General features: G+C 74.6%; 17 protein-coding genes. 16 read left to right on the top strand and 1 reads right to left on the bottom strand.

Features of this window, described 5'->3' with window-relative positions:
• Positions 1 to 51 precede the first annotated feature (51 nt).
• The 12 genes from alaS (at position 52) to nusB (ending at position 12,549) form a co-directional block, all read left to right on the top strand.
• Positions 52 to 2,721 (top strand): alanine--tRNA ligase, encoded by a 2,670-nt coding sequence (gene alaS / locus ACJTNH_RS00220; protein WP_458172194.1) that lies wholly within the window; start codon positions 52 to 54, stop codon positions 2,719 to 2,721.
• Positions 2,722 to 3,048: 327 nt separating this feature from the next.
• On the top strand, positions 3,049 to 3,543 hold the full coding sequence (ruvX, locus tag ACJTNH_RS00215) for a Holliday junction resolvase RuvX (RefSeq protein WP_458172193.1): 495 nt from the start codon (positions 3,049 to 3,051) through the stop codon (positions 3,541 to 3,543).
• The gene (mltG, locus tag ACJTNH_RS00210) at positions 3,540 to 5,696 is read left to right on the top strand and encodes an endolytic transglycosylase MltG (RefSeq protein WP_458172192.1); all 2,157 of its coding nucleotides are present in this window, start codon (positions 3,540 to 3,542) and stop codon (positions 5,694 to 5,696) included. Before ruvX ends, mltG begins: the two co-directional genes overlap by 4 nt.
• A gap of 31 nt (positions 5,697 to 5,727) precedes the next feature.
• Positions 5,728 to 6,522, top strand: coding sequence for a shikimate dehydrogenase (locus ACJTNH_RS00205; protein WP_458172191.1), 795 nt, complete (start codon positions 5,728 to 5,730; stop codon positions 6,520 to 6,522).
• 11 nt (positions 6,523 to 6,533) lie between these two features.
• Positions 6,534 to 7,184 carry a prepilin peptidase gene (locus ACJTNH_RS00200; RefSeq protein WP_458172190.1) on the top strand — a complete coding sequence of 217 codons (651 nt, stop codon included), beginning with the start codon at positions 6,534 to 6,536 and terminating at the stop codon, positions 7,182 to 7,184.
• 61 nt (positions 7,185 to 7,245) lie between these two features.
• A complete protein-coding gene (aroC, locus tag ACJTNH_RS00195; RefSeq protein ID WP_458172189.1) occupies positions 7,246 to 8,424 on the top strand; it encodes a chorismate synthase in 1,179 nt (392 codons plus the stop codon).
• Positions 8,421 to 8,951: a shikimate kinase gene (locus ACJTNH_RS00190; RefSeq protein ID WP_458172188.1), complete on the top strand. Its 531-nt coding sequence runs from the start codon at positions 8,421 to 8,423 to the stop codon at positions 8,949 to 8,951. The genes aroC and ACJTNH_RS00190 overlap by 4 nt, the downstream gene beginning before the upstream one ends.
• A complete protein-coding gene (gene aroB, locus ACJTNH_RS00185) occupies positions 8,948 to 10,045 on the top strand; it encodes a 3-dehydroquinate synthase (protein WP_458172187.1) in 1,098 nt (365 codons plus the stop codon). The genes ACJTNH_RS00190 and aroB overlap by 4 nt, the downstream gene beginning before the upstream one ends.
• Positions 10,042 to 10,476, top strand: coding sequence for a type II 3-dehydroquinate dehydratase (aroQ, locus tag ACJTNH_RS00180; RefSeq protein ID WP_458172186.1), 435 nt, complete (start codon positions 10,042 to 10,044; stop codon positions 10,474 to 10,476). Before aroB ends, aroQ begins: the two co-directional genes overlap by 4 nt.
• On the top strand, positions 10,473 to 11,579 hold the full coding sequence (locus tag ACJTNH_RS00175) for a M24 family metallopeptidase (protein WP_458172185.1): 1,107 nt from the start codon (positions 10,473 to 10,475) through the stop codon (positions 11,577 to 11,579). The genes aroQ and ACJTNH_RS00175 overlap by 4 nt, the downstream gene beginning before the upstream one ends.
• Positions 11,580 to 12,140: an elongation factor P gene (efp, locus tag ACJTNH_RS00170; RefSeq protein WP_458172184.1), complete on the top strand. Its 561-nt coding sequence runs from the start codon at positions 11,580 to 11,582 to the stop codon at positions 12,138 to 12,140. It begins immediately after the preceding gene.
• A 4-nt stretch (positions 12,141 to 12,144) separates the two neighbouring features.
• Positions 12,145 to 12,549 (top strand): transcription antitermination factor NusB, encoded by a 405-nt coding sequence (nusB, locus tag ACJTNH_RS00165; protein WP_458172183.1) that lies wholly within the window; start codon positions 12,145 to 12,147, stop codon positions 12,547 to 12,549.
• Positions 12,550 to 12,755: 206 nt separating this feature from the next.
• Here nusB and bldD read toward each other — a convergent pair whose 3' ends face one another.
• Positions 12,756 to 13,301: a transcriptional regulator BldD gene (gene bldD, locus ACJTNH_RS00160; protein ID WP_299957842.1), complete on the bottom strand. Its 546-nt coding sequence runs from the start codon at positions 13,299 to 13,301 to the stop codon at positions 12,756 to 12,758.
• A gap of 254 nt (positions 13,302 to 13,555) precedes the next feature.
• Here bldD and pyrR point away from each other — a divergent pair, with 254 nt between their 5' ends.
• From pyrR to carA, 4 genes are all read left to right on the top strand, one after another.
• Entirely contained in the window at positions 13,556 to 14,164 is a 609-nt protein-coding gene (pyrR, locus tag ACJTNH_RS00155) for a bifunctional pyr operon transcriptional regulator/uracil phosphoribosyltransferase PyrR (protein ID WP_458172182.1), read from the top strand.
• Positions 14,161 to 15,081, top strand: a complete 921-nt coding sequence (locus ACJTNH_RS00150) for an aspartate carbamoyltransferase catalytic subunit (protein WP_458172181.1) — start codon at positions 14,161 to 14,163, stop codon at positions 15,079 to 15,081. Before pyrR ends, ACJTNH_RS00150 begins: the two co-directional genes overlap by 4 nt.
• A gap of 71 nt (positions 15,082 to 15,152) precedes the next feature.
• Entirely contained in the window at positions 15,153 to 16,433 is a 1,281-nt protein-coding gene (locus tag ACJTNH_RS00145; protein WP_458172180.1) for a dihydroorotase, read from the top strand.
• Positions 16,430 to 17,596 (top strand): glutamine-hydrolyzing carbamoyl-phosphate synthase small subunit, encoded by a 1,167-nt coding sequence (gene carA / locus ACJTNH_RS00140; protein WP_458172179.1) that lies wholly within the window; start codon positions 16,430 to 16,432, stop codon positions 17,594 to 17,596. The genes ACJTNH_RS00145 and carA overlap by 4 nt, the downstream gene beginning before the upstream one ends.
• The last annotated feature ends 1 nt before the right edge of the window (position 17,597 follow it).

Genomic DNA, 17,597 nt, shown 5'->3' with positions numbered 1-17,597 from the left:
CTTCCGGGCACCGCTGAGCCCACCCCGCCCTTGAGGACCGAGACCACCCGCATGCAGACCGCCGAGATCCGCCGCCGTTTCCTGGAGCACTTCGAGAAGCGCGGGCACACCGTCGTCCCCAGCGCCTCGCTGGTGTCGCCGGACCCCTCGCTGCTGTTCACCGTCGCCGGGATGGTGCCGTTCATCCCGTACCTGACCGGTCGCGAGCCCGCCCCGTACCCCCGGGCCACCAGCGTGCAGAAGTGCGTCCGCACCCTCGACATCGAGGAGGTGGGCAAGACCACCCGGCACGGCACGTTCTTCCAGATGAACGGCAACTTCTCCTTCGGCGACTACTTCAAGGCCGAGGCCATCCAGTTCGCCTGGGACCTCGTGACCGGAGCGGTCTCCGACGGTGGTCTGGGGCTCGACCCCGAGCGGATCTGGCCGACGGTCTACCTGGACGACGACGAGGCGTTCGACGCCTGGCGGGCCTACGTCCCGGCCGAGCGCATCCAGCGCCGCGGCAAGGACGACAACTACTGGTCGACCGGCGCGGCCGGCCCGGCCGGCCCCTGCTCGGAGATCCACTACGACCGCGGGCCGGCGTACGGCCCCGGCGGCGGGCCGGAGGCCGATCCCACCGGCGACCGGTACCTGGAGATCTGGAACCTGGTCTTCATGCAGTACGAGCGGGGCCCGGGGGAGGGCAAGGAGTTCCCCATCCTCGGCGACCTGCCGAAGAAGAACATCGACACCGGAATGGGGCTGGAGCGGGTGGCCTTCCTGCTCCAGGGCGTCGACAACATGTACGAGATCGACGAGGTCGCGCCGGTGCTGCGCCGGGCCGCCGAGCTGGCCGGGGTGCGCTACGGCGCCGACCACGAGGCCGACGTGCGCCTGCGGGTGGTCGCCGACCACGTGCGCAGCGGGCTGATGCTGATCAGCGACGGCGTCACCCCCGGCAACGAGGGCCGTGGCTACATCCTGCGCCGGCTGCTGCGCCGCGCCGTCCGGTCGATGAAGCTGCTCGGGGTCGACGAGGCCACGCTGCCGGAGCTGCTGCCGGTCTCCCGCGACGCGATGAGCGCCAGCTACCCCGAGGTGGCCACCGACTTCGCCCGGATCTCCGGCATCGCCTACGCCGAGGAGGAGGCGTTCCGGCGCACCCTCACCGCCGGGACGGCGCTGTTCGACACCGCGGTCGGCCAGGCCAAGACGGCCGGCACCGCGGCGCTCTCGGGTGAGCAGGCGTTCTCGCTGCACGACACCTACGGCTTCCCGATCGACGTGACCCTGGAGATGGCCGCCGAGCAGGGCGTCTCCGTCGACGAGGAGGGCTTCCGGGCCCTCATGAAGGAGCAGCGCGACCGCGCCCGCGCCGACGCCCGCGCCAAGCGCACCGGTGCGGTCGACGTGCTGGCCTACCGGCGGCTGCTGTCGGAGTTCGGCCCCACCGACTGGCGGGCCTACGACACGCTGCACACCCAGTCCCGGGTGCTCGGTGTGGTCGACGAGGAGGACACCGACGGTGAGCCGGTCGTGGGCCCGGGCGGCATCACCCGGGTCGTGCTGGACCGCACGCCGTTCTACGCCGAGTCCGGTGGTCAGGTCGCCGACGCCGGCGAGCTGACCTGGGACGGCGGCCGGGCTGAGGTCATCGACGTGCAACGCCCGGTCAAGGGCCTGGTGGCCCACCAGGTGCGGGTGCTGGAAGGCGAGCTGCGCGCGGGCACCGAGCTGACCGCGCAGGTCGACCGGGAGTGGCGGCTGTCGGCCTGCCAGGCGCACTCCGGCACCCACGTGCTGCACGCCGCGCTCCGCCAGGTGCTCGGCCCGCAGGCGCTGCAGTCCGGCTCGTACAACCGCCCCGGCTACCTGCGGCTGGACTTCGCCTGGCAGGGGGCGCTGTCGGCGCAGCAGCGGATCGACGTCGAGGACGTCGCGAACGCCGCCGTCCGGGCCGACCACGGGGTCCGGGCGCTGTACATGACGCTGCCGGAGGCGCGGGAGTTCGGTGCACTGGCGCTGTTCGGCGAGACCTACGGCGAGCAGGTCCGGGTCGTCGAGATCGGCGGCGAGTGGTCGCGGGAGCTCTGCGGTGGCACGCACGTGCGGGGCAGCGCGCAGATCGGCACCCTGGCGCTGACCGGCGAGAGCTCGGTCGGTTCCGGCGCGCGCCGGGTCGAGGCAGCGGTCGGCCTGGAGGGCTTCCGCTACCTCGCCCGTGAACGCGACCTGGTCCGCCAGCTCGCCGACCTGCTCAAGACCCCGCAGGACGGGTTGACCGACCGGGTCAGCGGCATGATCGCGCGGCTGCGGGACGCCGACCGGGAGCTGGCCGACCTGCGCGCCCAGCAGGCGGTGGCGGCGGCCGGTGACCTGGCGGCCGGCGCCCGCGACCTCGGGGGCGTCGCGGTGGTGACCGGTGCACCGTCGGGGCTCTCCGGCGGCGACCTGCGCAGCCTGGCCCTGGACGTGCGTGGGCGGCTCGGGGAGCGTCCGGCAGCGGTCGTGCTCGCCTCCGCAGCGGACGGCAAGGTGGCGCTGATCGCCGCCGTCAACCCGGCGGCCCAGCAGCGCGGGCTGTCGGCCAACGACCTGCTGAAGGCGGCCGCGCCCGCGGTCGGCGGGCGCGGCGGCGGCAAGCCGGACGTCGCCCAGGGCGGTGGCACGGACCCCAGCGGCATCCCCGCCGCACTGGCTGCGGCCGAGCAGGCCGTCGGCGCGGCCGGCGCATGACCGACGAGGCCACCGGCCCCGGCTCGGCGGGCGAGGCCACGGGGCCCGGCACCGGCCCGGTGGGGCAGCAGGCGGCCCGGCCGCCGGTGCCACCCACCGGGCGTGCCCCGGGCCGGGCCGCTGACGGTGAGCACCGGACCGAACGCGTGCCGTTCCCCCTCCCCGCTCCAGGCGCGGTCGGGGCGCCCTCCGGGGCGCCGGCCGCGACGGGGCAGCCGGAGACTGGCGCCCTGGACCTGGGCGGCTACCCGCCCCGGGTGCCCGGGGCGGCAGGACGCCGGCCGGTGCGCCCAGGTGGGACGCCCGACGAGGAGGCGAGCCGAGTCGATGACGAGTGACCCCGTCGCCGGTGCCGCACCGCAGGCCTGGGTCCCGGGCCGACGGCTGGGGGTCGACGTCGGCACCGTGCGGGTCGGGGTCGCCCTCTCCGACGCCACCGGGACCCTCGCCAGCCCGCTCGTCACCCTGCGCCGGGCCAAGGACCAGAGCGACCTGGACCGCCTCGCTGAGCTGGTTGTGACAGAAGAGGTGGTGGAGGTGGTTGTGGGCTTGCCAACGCACCTGTCCGGTGCGTCGGGCGCGTCGGCAAGAGATGCCAGTGCATACGCTCAGGCCCTGGCCAGTCGCATCGGGAGCGTCCCGGTGCACCTCGTCGACGAGAGGCTCTCCACCGTGACCGCAACGAGTCATCTGCGCGCAGGCGGCATCAACGCCCGCCGGCAGCGTGCGGTGATCGACCAGGCGGCTGCGGTGGTCATCCTGCAGAGTCACCTCGACGGGCGTTCGCGCACTGGCACTGACTCGAGGGGGCGCCACTCGTGACGGACCCGAACCAGCCGCGCCCGCGCGGCCGCCACGCCCAGCCCGACGCCGACGGCGCGGGCCGCTCCGCCGCCGAGATGCTGGCCGCCTGGTCCAGCTCCTCCGTCGCGACGGACACCCCTCCGGACGCCACCCTGCGGCCGCGGCGCGGACGTCGCTCCGCCCCGGACACCGACGCCACCGGCGTGCGTGTCCTGGCCCGTCCCGCGGTGGACGTCGCCGACGTCGGGATCACCGGACTGGAGGCGACCGGGATAGCCAACGTCGGGCTGGCCGCCGCGGGTCTCGACGTGAGCGCGTTCGGCATCGACCGGCCGACGCACGGTGCCGCCTCCACCGGCCGGGGGCGCGTCGGCGACGACCGCGGCGCCCGGCACCGCGGGTCCACCGCGACGGGTGCGCCGGCCGACCGGCCGTGGGCGCCCGCCAGCACCGCGCCCGCCACCGCGGCACCCGCCACCGCCGAGATGCCCGCCGCTCCGCCGGCCGTGCCGCTCCTCAACGGCGACGACCGTGGCCGCGGCGACCGGCGGCTCGTGCCCCCGCCCCGCCCGGCCGTCGAGCCGACCACCGCCGAGCGCGTCGTCGCCGACAGGTTCGCCGACACCGACACCGACCCCGGTTGGCTGTCCGCGCCCCAGCGCGCCGGGGCCGAGGCGGCCCCCCAGGCAGCCGCGGGCAGCTCGCTGGCCGCGCTCTTCACCGATGCCCCGGCCACCCCGGTCCGCGACCGGGACGACGAGCCGGCCACCGAGGTGCACCCTGCGGGCCAGTCGCACGACGGGTACGCCGAGGACGGGTACGCCGACGACCGGTACGCCGACGACCGGTACGCCGAGGACAGACACCACGACGACCCGTACCAGGACGACCCGCACCAGGACGACGCGTACCAGGACGACCGGCACCAGGACGACCGGCACCAGGACGACCGGCACGTCGACGACATGGGCCCGGCGACGGGCGCGGGGATGTTCGACCAGACCGGCGGCCTCGAGGTCATCGGGGACCACCACGACGACCACCACGACGACGGTCATCACGGCGACGACGGCCACGGCGGCTCGGGCGGTGGCCGGGGACGTGGCGGCGGGCGGGGGTCCGGTGGTGGGCGCAAGCGCCGTGGCCCGATCACCGTCGCCATCTCCCTGCTCGTGCTGCTCGGCATCATCGGTGGGCTGGCCTTCGGTGGGCTCTACCTGTGGCGCACCATCAACCCGGTGGCCGAGGACTACACCGGCACCGGCACCGGCAGTGTCCAGATCCGGGTGAACGAGGGCGAGTCACTGCGAGCCATCGGCAACACGCTGGTCGAGGCCGACGTGATCGCCTCGGTCGAGCCGTTCGCCGACGCGGCGGCGGCCAACCCCGCGGCCACCGGCATCCAGCCGGGCGTCTACGCGCTGCGGTCGCAGATGTCCGGCCAGGCCGCGCTGGACCTGCTCCTGGACCCGGCCTCCCGGATGGTCACCAAGGTGACGATCCCCGAGGGCCGGACGGTCGAGCAGACGCTGCAGCTGCTGGCCGACAAGGGGGGGCTGCCGCTCGAGGAGCTGCAGGCCGCGGCGGCCGACCCCGCCGCGCTTGGCCTCCCGGCCTACGCCAACGGACTGCTCGAGGGTTTCCTCTTCCCGGCCACCTACGACGTCGAGCCGGGCCAGACCGCGGCCGACGTGCTCAGCCGGATGGTCGCCCGCACCGACCAGGTCCTCAACCAGCTGCAGATCCCCGTGGAGAACCGGCTCAGCGTGCTCACCGAGGCCAGCCTCGTGCAGGCCGAGGCCGGCTCGATCGAGGACATGGGCAAGGTGGCCACGGTGCTCAACAACCGGCTGGCCGACGGCATGCTGCTCCAGCTGGACACCACGGTGAACTACGCCAACGGCAAGGGCGGCATCACCACCACGGCCGAGGACCGCGCCAACCCCTCGCCCTACAACACCTACGTCCACCCGGGGCTGCCGCCGGGCGCCATCAACAACCCGGGTGAGGAGGCGCTGCGCGCGGTGCAGAACCCCACCCCGGGCGACTGGCGCTTCTTCGTGGTCGTCGACCCCGACACCGGGGAGACCCGCTTCGCCGCCACCGGGGCCGAGCACCAGCAGAACGTGCTGCTGTTCCAGCAGTGGCTGCGGGACAACCCGGGGAACTGAGATCACCAGCGCAGCCGGGTCACCGGCCGGCATGAGGGCAGCCGTCCTCGGCCGGCCGGTGGCCCATTCGCTCTCCCCGGTGCTGCACCGGGCGGCCTACGCCGCCCTGGGCCTCACCGACTGGACGTACGACGCCCTCGACGTCGGCGCGGACGACCTCCCGGTGCTGCTCGCCGGCCTCGGCCCGGAGTGGCGCGGGTTCTCGGTGACCATGCCCAACAAGCGGGCAGCGGTGGAGGTGGCCGACGTCGTCGAGCCGCTGCCGCGCCTGCTCCGCGCGGCGAACACCCTGCTCCGCACCCCCGACGGCGGCTGGCGGGCGGAGAACACCGACGTCGCCGGGGTGGGCACCGCCCTGCAGGCCGGCGGGGTCGAACAGCTCGAGCACGCCGCCGTCCTGGGTGCCGGCGGGACCGCGGCCGCCGCGGCCGTCGCCCTGGCCTCCCTCGGTGCCCGCCAGGTCGACCTCGTCGTCCGCGAGCCGGCGCGCGCTGCCGACGTCGTGCGGGTGCTGGAGACCCTGGAGGTCGTCGTCGAGGTGCACCGACTGGACGCCGGAGGACCGGTCGCCGCCCCGGTCGTGGTGAGCACGGTGCCGGCCGAGGGGCAACCCGCCGTCGCGGAGCTGGACTGGCGACCCGGGCAGCTGGTGCTCGACGTGCTGTACGCGGGCTGGCCGACCCCGCTGGCCCGTCGCGTCGAGGAGGCCGGCGGCGACTCGATCAGCGGGCTCGAGGTGCTGTTCTGGCAGGCCACCGCCCAGGTCGAGCTGATGACCGGGCAGCCCGCCCCGATCGCCGCCATGCGCGCCGCGCTGGACGCCTGACACCGCTCCCGGTGACCGGCCTGCTCGTCGCCGTCGGCGCTGCCGCGGGCCTGCTGCTGGGCCCCTGGCTGGCCCGGACCACCGTGCGGCTGGCCGCCCGCGACCCGGCGGCCCGGCCCTCGGCCGCCCGGGTGGCCACCACCGCGGTACTGGCCGGCGGCGCGCTGGCCGCCGCCCCGGCCCTGACCGGTGCCCGGCCGGCCGCGCTGGCCTTCGCCTGGTTCGGCGCGGCGGCCGTCGTCCTGGCCGGGGTCGACCTGGCCGTGCACCGGCTGCCCGACCGGGTGACCGGGCCGGCCGCCGGTGGCTGCACCCTGGCCCTGCTGGCCGATGCCGCGGTCCTGGACACCTGGGGCGCGCTGCTGCGCGCGCTCGCGGCAGCGGCCGTCGCGTACCTGCTCGGCACCGCCGCCCGGCTGGTCCAGCCGTCGGGGCTCGGTGGCGGGGACGTGAAGCTGCTCACGCTGCTCGGGCTGGTGCTCGGCTGGGTCGGCTGGGGCGTGCTGCTGGCCGGGGTGTTCGCCGGCCTCCTCATCGGCGCCCTCGGCTCGCTGCTGCTGATCGCCCTCGGCCGGGCGGGCTGGCGCACCGCGATCGCCTTCGGACCGCCCCTGCTGGTCGGCGGCTGTGTCGCGCTGCTGCTGGCGGCCCCGCTCGGCTGACGCCGGGCCCCACCCGAGCGCGCGAGGAGTCCCGCGGCGGCGTCCTCGTAGGATCGCCGGCATGTTGCGTTGGCTGACCGCAGGTGAGTCGCACGGTCAGCAGCTGACCGCACTGCTCGAGGGGCTGCCCGCCGGGGTGCGGGTGCAGACCACCGACATCGACGGCCAGCTCGCCCGCCGCCGGCTCGGCCACGGCCGCAGTGCGCGGATGAGCTTCGAGGAGGACGTGGTCACGCTCACCGGCGGCGTCCGGCACGGGGTCACCCAGGGCGGGCCCATCGCCGTCCAGATCGGCAACACCGAGTGGCCCAAGTGGCAGAGCGTCATGTCGGCCGACCCGGTCGACCCGCAGGTGCTGGAGGGGCAGGCGCGCAACGCCCCGCTGACCCGGCCCCGGCCCGGTCACGCCGACCTCGCCGGCATGCAGAAGTACGGCTTCGACGACGTCCGCCCCGTGCTGGAGCGGGCCAGTGCCCGGGAGACGGCCGCCCGGGTCGCGCTCGGCACCGTCGCCCAGCAGTTCCTGCACCAGGTCCTCGGCGTCCGGGTCGTGAGCCACGTGGTCGCGATCGGGCCGGTCACCGTCCCCGACGGCGTGCTGCCCGGCCCGGAGGACAACCCCCGGCTGGACGAGGACCCGGTGCGCTGCGCCGACCCGGCCACCAGCGAGCGGATGGTCGCCGAGATCGACGACGCCCGGAAGTCCGGTGACACCCTCGGCGGGGTGATCGAGGTCGTGGTCCACGGGCTCCCGCCGGGCCTCGGCAGCCACGTGCACTGGGACCGCCGGCTGGACTCCCGGCTGGCCGGTGCGCTGATGGGCGTCCAGTCGGTCAAGGCGGTGGAGGTCGGCGACGGTCTGGAGACCGCCCGCCGGCGCGGCTCGGTGGCCCACGACGAGATCGACGTCGACGGAGACCGGTTGTCCCGGCGCACCGACCGGGCCGGCGGCATCGAGGGCGGCATGACCAACGGCGAGGCACTGCGGGTCCGGGCCGCGATGAAGCCGATCAGCACCGTGCCCCGCGCGCTGGCCACGATCGACACCGCCACCGGTGAGGCCGCGGTCGCGATCAACCAGCGCAGCGACGCCTGCGCGGTGCCCCGCGGCAGCGTGGTCATGGAGGCGATGGTCGCCCTGGTGCTCGCCGATGCGGTGCTGGAGAAGTTCGGCGGCGACTCGGTGCCCGAGACCCGCCGCAACGTGCAGGGCTACCTCGACTCGCTGACCTACCGGTGACCGGGCCGGCGGTCGTCGTCGTCGGTCCGCCGGCGTCGGGCAAGACGACGGTGGGCACGGCGGTGGCCGCCGCCCTCGGGCTGCCCTTCCGCGACACCGACGCCGACGTCGAGGCGGCGACGGGGGAGTCGATCGCCGACCTGTTCGTCCAGCACGGCGAGCCGCACTTCCGTGAGCTGGAGGAGCAGGCGGTGGCCCGGGCGCTCACCGAGCACCACGGGGTGCTGGCCCTCGGCGGTGGTGCGGTGACCAGCGCGGCCACCCGGGCGCTGCTGGTCCAGCACGGCCGGGCCGGCGGCAGCGTCGTCTGGCTGGACGTCGACGTGGCGTCAGCGGCCAAGCGGGTGGGCCTGTCCCGGGACCGGCCGCTGCTGGCGGTCAACCCGCGCGCCATGCTGCGCACCATGCTGGAGGCCCGCGCCCCGCTCTACGCCGAGGTGGCGACGCTGACCGTCGCCACCGGCGGCCGGTCCGTCGACGAGGTGGTGGCCGACGTGCTGGCCGCCGTCGGGCAGGAGGCCCCGTGAACCCCGACGTCCACCGGATCACCGTCGCCGGGGACCGGCCCTACGACGTGCTCATCGGCCCGGGCGTGCAGTCCCGGCTCGGGCTGGTGCTCGACGGCACCGCGCGGGCGGCAGTGGTGCACAGCAGGTCGCTGGCCGCCGCGGCCGGGGCCGCGGTCGAGACGCTGCAGCAGGCCGGGATCGCCGCCGAGGCGGTGGTCGTCCCCGACGGCGAGGCGGCCAAGACCGCCGAGGTCGCCGCCGGCGCCTGGGAGGAGTTCGGCCGGCTGGGGCTCACCCGCTCCGACGCCGTCGTCGGCGTCGGCGGGGGTGCGGTCACCGACCTGGCCGGCTTCCTGGCCGCCACCTGGACCCGCGGCATCCGCGTCGTGCAGGTGCCGACCAGCCTGCTGGCCATGGTCGACGCCGCCGTCGGGGGCAAGACCGGGATCAACACCGCCGCCGGCAAGAACCTGGTCGGCGCCTTCCACCCGCCGGCCGCGGTGCTCGCCGACACCGACGCCCTGGCCGGGCTGCCCGATGCGGAGTTCCGCGCCGGCCTGGCCGAGGTGGTCAAGTGCGGGTTCATCGCCGACGGCCGCATCCTGGAGCTGCTGGACACCGACCCGACCGGCCGGCGCGACACGGCCGAGCTGATCGCCCGCGCCGTCGGAGTCAAGGCCGACGCCGTGGGGGAGGACCTCTACGACACCGGCCGCCGGGAGTTCCTCAACTACGGGCACACCCTCGGGCACGCCATCGAGCGGGTCGAGGACTTCGGCTGGCGGCACGGCGAGGCCGTCGCGGTCGGGCTGGTGTTCGCTGCCGAGCTCGGCGCCCAGGCCGGCCGGCTGTCCCGCGCCGACGCCGACCGGCACCGCGACCTGATCGCCGCGATGGGCCTGCCCACCAGCTACCGCGGCGACTGGGACCAGCTGCAGGCGGTGATGCGGCTGGACAAGAAGGCCCGCGGCGCCTCGCTGCGCTTCGTCGTCCTCGACGGGCTCGGGGCGCCGACGATCCTGACCGACCCCGACCAGGCCTGCCTCGACGCCGCCTGGGCGGCCGTGTCGTCAGCCCACCCCGCCGCCCCATCGAAGGAGGAGAGCAGATGACCGTCCAGGTGCTCAACGGCGCCAACCTCGGCCGGCTCGGCACCCGCGAGCCCGAGGTCTACGGCTCCACCACGCACGCCGAGCTGGTCGAGCTGATCGGCGCGGCCGCCGCCGAGCTCGGCCTGGACGTCGTCGTCCGGCAGACCGACTCCGAGGCCGAGCTGCTCGGCTGGGTGCACGACGCCACCGATGCCGGGGACGCGGTGGTCATCAACCCCGGCGGCTGGTCGCACACCTCCGTGGTGCTGCGCGACGCGCTCGCCGCGGTGACAGCGCCGGTGGTCGAGGTGCACATCAGCAACGTGCACGCCCGCGAGCAGTTCCGGCACCACTCCTACGTCTCCGCCGTCGCCGACGGCACGATCGTCGGCCTCGGGGTGACCGGCTACGAGCTGGCGCTGCGCTGGCTGGCCGCGAAGGGCATCCGATGACCCGGGACACCGCGCGCGAGGCCGCCCGGCGGGAGCGGCTGCGCCAGGTCGCGGCGGCGAACGGCCTGGACGCCGTCCTGGTCACCAACCTGCTCAACGTGCGCTACCTGACCGGGTTCACCGGCTCCAACGGCGGGCTGCTGCTGCGCGCCGACGGGCGCGACCTGTTCGGCACCGACGGCCGGTACACCACCCAGGCCGCGGCCCAGGTGCCCGACGTCGAGGTGCTGGTCGACCGCGGCACGATGCCGGCGCTGGCCCGTGCCGCGCTCGCCGGTGGGGCCACCCGGCTGGGCTTCGAGTCGCACGTGGTCACGGTCGACGAGCTGCGCGGCCTCGAGCGGCTGATCGACGAGGGCGGCTCCGCGGTCGAGCTGGTCAGCGTCCGCCGGACGGTGGAGGCGCTGCGCGCGATCAAGGACGACGGCGAGGTCGAGGCGCTGCGCCGGGCCTGCGCGGTCGCCGACCAGGCGCTGGCCGAGCTGGCCGCCGAGGGCGCGCTGCGGCCGGGGCGCACCGAGCTGCAGGTGGGCCGCGAGCTCGACGCCCGGATGCTCTCCCTGGGCGCGGAGGCGCCGAGCTTCGAGACGATCGTGGCCGCCGGCGCCAACTCGGCGATCCCGCACCACCGGCCCGACGGCACCGAGCTGCGCGACGGGGACTTCCTGAAGCTCGACTTCGGCGCCACCGTCGACGGCTACCACTCGGACATGACCCGCACCCTGGTGCTCGGGCACGCCGCGGACTGGCAGCGCGAGGTCTACCAGCTGGTGCAGGAGTCCCAGGCCGCCGGGCGGGCGGCCCTCGCGGTCGGCGCGGACGTCACCGCGGTGGACGCCGCCTCCCGCGACGTCATCGTCGCCGCCGGCCACGGTGAGCACTTCACCCACGGCCTCGGGCACGGGGTGGGGCTGGAGATCCACGAGGCTCCGGCCATCTCGGCGCTGGGCGCAGGTACCCTGGCCGCTGGCATGGCCGTCACCGTGGAGCCCGGGGTGTACCTGCCCGGCCACGGCGGTGTCCGGATCGAGGACACCTTGATCGTCACGGACGACGAGCCCGAGTTGTTGACCCTCACGAGCAAGGAACTGCTGGTCCTCTAGATGGCTACCACCAACGACCTCAAGAACGGCATCGTCCTCAACCTCGACGGTCAGCTCTGGACCGTCACCGACTTCCAGCACGTGAAGCCGGGCAAGGGCGGGGCGTTCGTCCGTACCACCCTCAAGAACGTGCTCTCGGGCAAGGTCGTCGACCGCACCTTCAACGCCGGCACCAAGGTCGAGACGGCGACGGTCGACAAGCGCTCGATGACCTACCTGTACAAGGAGGGCACCGACTTCGTCTTCATGGACGGCGACACCTTCGAGCAGATCTACGTGCCGGAGACCACCGTCGGCGGCGGCGCGGACTACCTGCTGGACAACACCGAGGTGATCGTGGCGGTGCACGACGGCACCCCGCTGTACGTCGAGCTCCCGGTGACCATGGAGCTCGTCGTGTCGCACACCGACCCGGGCCTGCAGGGCGACCGCTCCACCGGTGGCACCAAGCCGGCGACCCTGGAGACCGGCGCGGAGATCCAGGTCCCGCTGTTCATCACCACGGGCGAGAAGCTGAAGGTCGACACCCGCGACGGTCGCTACCTCGGCCGGGTCAGCTGACCTCGTGGCTGCCCGTTCCAAGGCACGCAAGCGCGCGGTCGACGTCCTCTACGAGGCCGACCTCCGCGGGGACGACCCGCTGGCCGTGCTCCGCGACCGGGTCGCCGACGGCAACCCACCGGTGCCCGAGCACGCCGTCCGGCTGGTCGAGGGGGCCGTCGAGCAGCGCGCCCGGATCGACGAGCTGATCGAGCAGCACGCCTCCGGCTGGTCGCTGGACCGGCTGCCCGACGTCGACCGCGCGATCCTGCGGATGGCGGTCTACGAGCTGCTGTGGGTCGACGACGTGCCCGACGCGGTGGTCATCGACGAGGCGGTGGAGCTGGCCAAGGCGCTGTCCACCGACGACTCGCCGTCCTACGTCAACGGCGTCCTCGGCGGCATCGTCCGGGCCGAGATCCCCACCTGACGTCCTAGGACAGCACACGAACGGCCCACTCAGCTCGGCAGAGTGGGCCGTTCGCGTTCGACCTGTCGTCGCTCACGACCCGCCGAGTCCGGCGGTCCCAGGGGATCGGCCGGTGGGAGGTCACGAGGTCGCAGATCTCGGGTGCGCCGCGACGCGCAGAGGCCCCACTCGCTGAGCGGGTGGGGCCTCTGTGCGTACCGGTCAGGTCAGCGGGGGGTGCGGCGGCGGTCGCCGCCCCAGGACGGCTCGTCGTCGTCCTCGGTGGCGTAGCCGACGCCGTCGGCACCGGGGGAGAGCACGCCCCACTCGATGAGCCGGGTGGTCAGCTCGTCGGGGCTCATGTCGTAGATGATGGCCAGCGACTTGAGGTCCTCGGCGCGGATCGACAGCACCTTGCCGTTGTAGTCGTGGCGCTGGGCCTGGATCGTCGAGGCGTAGCGGGCCAGCGGGCCGGCCTCGTCGGCGGGCAGCGAGCCCAGCGACTCCAAGTTCAGCACGATCTTGGTGCTCTTGGTGACCGCGGAGCTGGGCCGCGGGTCGGGGAGCAGCTCGCTGACCGGGACGCCGTAGAACACGGCCAGCTCGGACAGCCGCTGCACGGTGACCGCGCGGTCGCCGCGCTCGTAGGAGCCGACGACGACGGCCTTCCACCGGCCGTGGGACTTGTCCTCCACGCCCTGCAACGACAGCCCTTGCTGGTTGCGGATGGCCCGCAGGCGGGCGCCGAGTGCCCTGGAGTAGTCGGTGCTCATGACCTCTGCTCACTGACTGTCGTCGGAATGGGACCGTGCTGGTCACGCAGAGTACTTGGCTTCTGGAACGGGCGACAGTCAGGAGCCCCCTTCGGGTCAGATCGCCCGTCGCGGGCGGACCGGCGGGCGCGACGTGGATCACCTCGGCGGGTGCAGTACCGTCGCCGTCGGTCCACCTCCGTCGCCGGCCGCCCCGGCCGACGACGGCGAACTCCTTTAACGACCCGTCCCGTGAGGCGGGGAAGGAGGCTGCGATGACCGAGCGCCCGGCGCCGTCATCAGAGCTGTCTGCACCACCGGCGCCTGCCCAGCAGGCCCCCTTGCTGACCGCGGACGACGTCGCCCGCGTCGTCGACCGGATCGCCCACCAGCTGATCGAGAAGGCCGGGGACTCCCTCGCCGACCTCGTCCTGGTCGGCATCCCCACGCGTGGTGCCCCGCTGGCCCGCCGCCTGGCCGCCCGGGTCGAGGCCTTCTCGCAGCAGCCCGTCGACGTCGGCACCGTCGACATCACCCTCTACCGCGACGACCTGCGGCTGCGCGGGGTGCGGGCGCTGGAGGACACCCGGCTGCCCGGTGCGGGCATCGACGGCCGGCTGGTCGTCCTCGTCGACGACGTGCTGTTCTCCGGCCGTTCGGTGCGCGCGGCGCTGGACGCGCTGCGCGACCTGGGCCGGCCCCGCGCGGTGCAGCTGGCGGTGCTGGTCGACCGAGGTCACCGGGAGCTGCCGATCCGCGCCGACTACGTGGGCAAGAACGTGCCGACCGCGCGGAGCCAGAAGGTCCAGGTCCACCTGGCCGAGATCGACGGCCTCGACGAGGTCCTGGTGACCGGCGGCACCGAACAGGGGGGCGACCGGTGAGGCGGCACCTGCTGGAGGCCGGTGACCTCGACCGGGCCGACGCCACCCTCGTGCTGGACACCGCCGCGCAGATCGAGCAGGCGCTGGCCGGCCGCGAGGTCAAGAAGCTGCCGACCCTGCGCGGGCGCACCGTGGTCAACCTCTTCTACGAGGACTCCACCCGCACCCGGATCTCCTTCGAGCTGGCTGCGAAGCGCCTGTCCGCCGACGTCATCAACTTCTCCGCCAAGGGCAGCAGCGTGTCCAAGGGCGAGAGCCTCAAGGACACTGCGCTGACCCTGGAGGCGATGGGCGCCGACGGCATCGTCGTCCGGCACTCGGCCTCCGGCGCCCCGCACCGGCTGGCGCACTGGGTGCGCGGCAGCGTGGTCAACGCCGGTGACGGCACCCACGAGCACCCCACCCAGGCGCTGCTGGACGCGTACACGATCCGGCAGCGGCTGGGCCGGCTCGAGGGCGTGCGGGTGGCGGTCGTCGGCGACGTGCTGCACAGCCGGGTGGCGCGCTCCAACGTGTGGCTGCTGGCCACCCTCGGCGCCGAGGTCACGCTGGTCGCCCCACCGACGCTGCTGCCGGTGGGCGTGGGCAGCTGGCCGGTCACGGTCTCCTACGACCTGGACGCCGTGCTGCCGAAGGCCGACGTGGTGATGATGCTGCGGGTGCAGGCCGAGCGGATGAACGCCTCGTTCTTCCCCAGCGCCCGCGAGTACAGCCGCCGGTACGGCCTGGACGCCCGCCGGATGGCGGCGCTGCCCGACGGCGCGATCGTCATGCACCCGGGCCCGATGAACCGCGGCATGGAGATCGCCGCCGAGGTGGCCGACTCCGCCCGCTCCACGATCGTCGACCAGGTCGGCAACGGCGTCAGCGTGCGCATGGCCGTCCTGTACCTGCTGCTGGGAGGCGCACCCGAGTGAGTGAGCATCGCAGCGAGGAACGAGCGAGGAGCGGAGCGAACGGCCGAGCGGAGCGAGGAGAGGTGCACAGCGTGCTCATCAAGAACGTCCGCCCCTACGGCGAGGACGCCGTCGACATCCGCATCGCCGACGGCGTCATCGCCGAGATCGGCACCGGCCTGGACGCCGGGGACGCCGACGTGGTCGACGGGACCGGCCTGGTCGCCCTGCCCGGGCTGGTCGACCTGCACACCCACCTGCGCGAGCCGGGCCGGGAGGACGCCGAGACCGTCGAGACCGGCAGCCGGGCCGCCGCACTCGGCGGGTTCACCGCGGTGCACGCGATGGCCAACACCGACCCGGTCGCCGACACCGCCGGCGTGGTCGAGCAGGTGTGGCGGCTGGGCCAGGAGGCCGGGCTGGTCGACGTCGTCCCGGTGGGTGCGGTCACCGTGGGCCTGCGCGGGGAGCGGCTGGCCGAGCTCGGCGCGATGGCCGACTCCGCGGCCCGGGTGCGGGTGTTCTCCGACGACGGGCACTGCGTGGCCGACCCGGCGCTCATGCGCCGGGCGCTGGAGTACGTCAAGGCGCTGGACGGCGTCGTCGCCCAGCACGCCGAGGAGCCCCGGCTCACCGTCGGCGCGCAGATGAACGAGGGCGACCGTTCCGCCCGGCTGGGGCTGACCGGCTGGCCGGCCGCCGCCGAGGAGGCGGTGATCGCCCGCGACGTGCTGCTCGCCGGCCACGTCGGTGCGCGGCTGCACGTCTGCCACGTGTCGACCGCGGGCTCGGTGGAGATCCTGCGCTGGGCGAAGTCCCGCGGCGTGCAGGTGACCGCCGAGGTGACGCCGCACCACCTGCTGCTCACCGACGAGTGCGCGGAGACGTACGACCCGGTGTTCAAGGTGAACCCGCCGCTGCGCACCGACGCCGACGTCCAGGTCCTGCGGGCGGGGCTGGCCGACGGCACGATCGACGCCGTCGCCACCGACCACGCCCCGCACGCGGTGGAGGCCAAGGAGAGCGAGTGGGCCGCCGCCCGGCCGGGGATGCTCGGCCTGGAGCAGGCGCTCGCGATCGTGGTGCAGACCATGGTCGAGCCCGGCCTCCTCGACTGGCGCGGTGTCGCCGACCGGATGTCGGTCCGCCCGGCGGCCATCGGCCGTCTGGACGGGCACGGCCGGCCGCTCGCCGTCGGCGAGCCGGCCAACCTGCTGCTGCTGGACCCCACGCACCGGGCCACCGTCGACCCGGCCGCGCTGGCCAGCCGCAGCCGCAACAGCCCCTATGCCGGCCGGGAGCTCCCCGGCCGGGTGGTCGCCACGTTCCTGCGGGGCGTCGCGACCGTGCTCGACGGAGAGGCAACCAAGTGAGTGACGCGATCCTCGTGCTCGAGGACGGCAGGACGTTCCGGGGCGAGTCCTACGGCGCGACCGGGACGACGGTCGGCGAGGCGGTGTTCTCCACCGGGATGACCGGCTACCAGGAGACGCTCACCGACCCCAGCTACGCCGGCCAGATCATCACGATGACGGCCCCGCACGTCGGCAACACCGGCGTCAACGGCGAGGACGACGAGAGCCGCCGCATGTGGGTGGCCGGCTTCGTCGTCCGCGACCCCGCCCGCCGTCCGGCGAACTGGCGGGCCACGGGCAGCCTGGACGACGAGCTGGCCGCCCAGAGCGTGGTGGGCATCAGCGGCATCGACACCCGGGCCCTGACCCGGCACCTGCGCGACCGCGGCGCGATGCGCGCCGGCATCAGCACCGAGCTGGACGCCGACGAGCTGCTGGCCCGGGTGACCGCCAGCCCGAGCATGACCGGCGCGGACCTCGCCCCGGGCGTCAGCGCGCACGAGCCCTACGTCGTCCCGGCGGTGGGGGAGAAGCGGTTCACCATCGCCGCGCTCGACCTGGGCATCAAGACCGCCACCCCGCGGTACCTGGCCGAGCTCGGCGTCGAGACGCACGTGCTGCCGGCGACTGCGACCGCCGAGCAGCTGCTCGAGCACGGCGTGGACGGCGTCTTCGTCTCCAACGGCCCCGGCGACCCGGCGGCCGCGGACTACGCGGTCGAGGCGGTGCGCGGGGTGCTGGCGGCCCGGCGCCCGCTGTTCGGCATCTGCTTCGGCAACCAGATCCTCGGCCGCGCGCTGGGCCTGGGCACCTACAAGCTGCGCTTCGGCCACCGCGGGCTCAACCAGCCGGTGCTCGACCGGGTCAGCGGCACCGTGCGGGTCACCAGCCACAACCACGGCTTCGCCGTCGACGCCCCGCTCGACCGCCCCACCGACACTCCGTTCGGCCCGGTCGAGGTCAGCCACGTGGGCCTGAACGACCAGGTGGTCGAGGGCCTGCGGCTGATGGAGACCCCGGCGTTCAGCGTGCAGTTCCACCCGGAGGCCGCGGCCGGCCCGCACGACGCCAACCCGCTGTTCGGGCGGTTCGTCGACCTGATGGCGGCCGAGCGTGAGCGCGGGGGAGCGGTCAGCCCCCCACCGACCGTGCAGGACACCACCGGCGAGAAGGGGGCCTGAG

The sequence above is a fragment of the Modestobacter lacusdianchii genome (assembly GCF_054177765.1).
The sequence above is the reverse complement of the archived record's forward strand: the minus strand, read 5'-3'. Positions and strand labels throughout refer to the sequence as shown.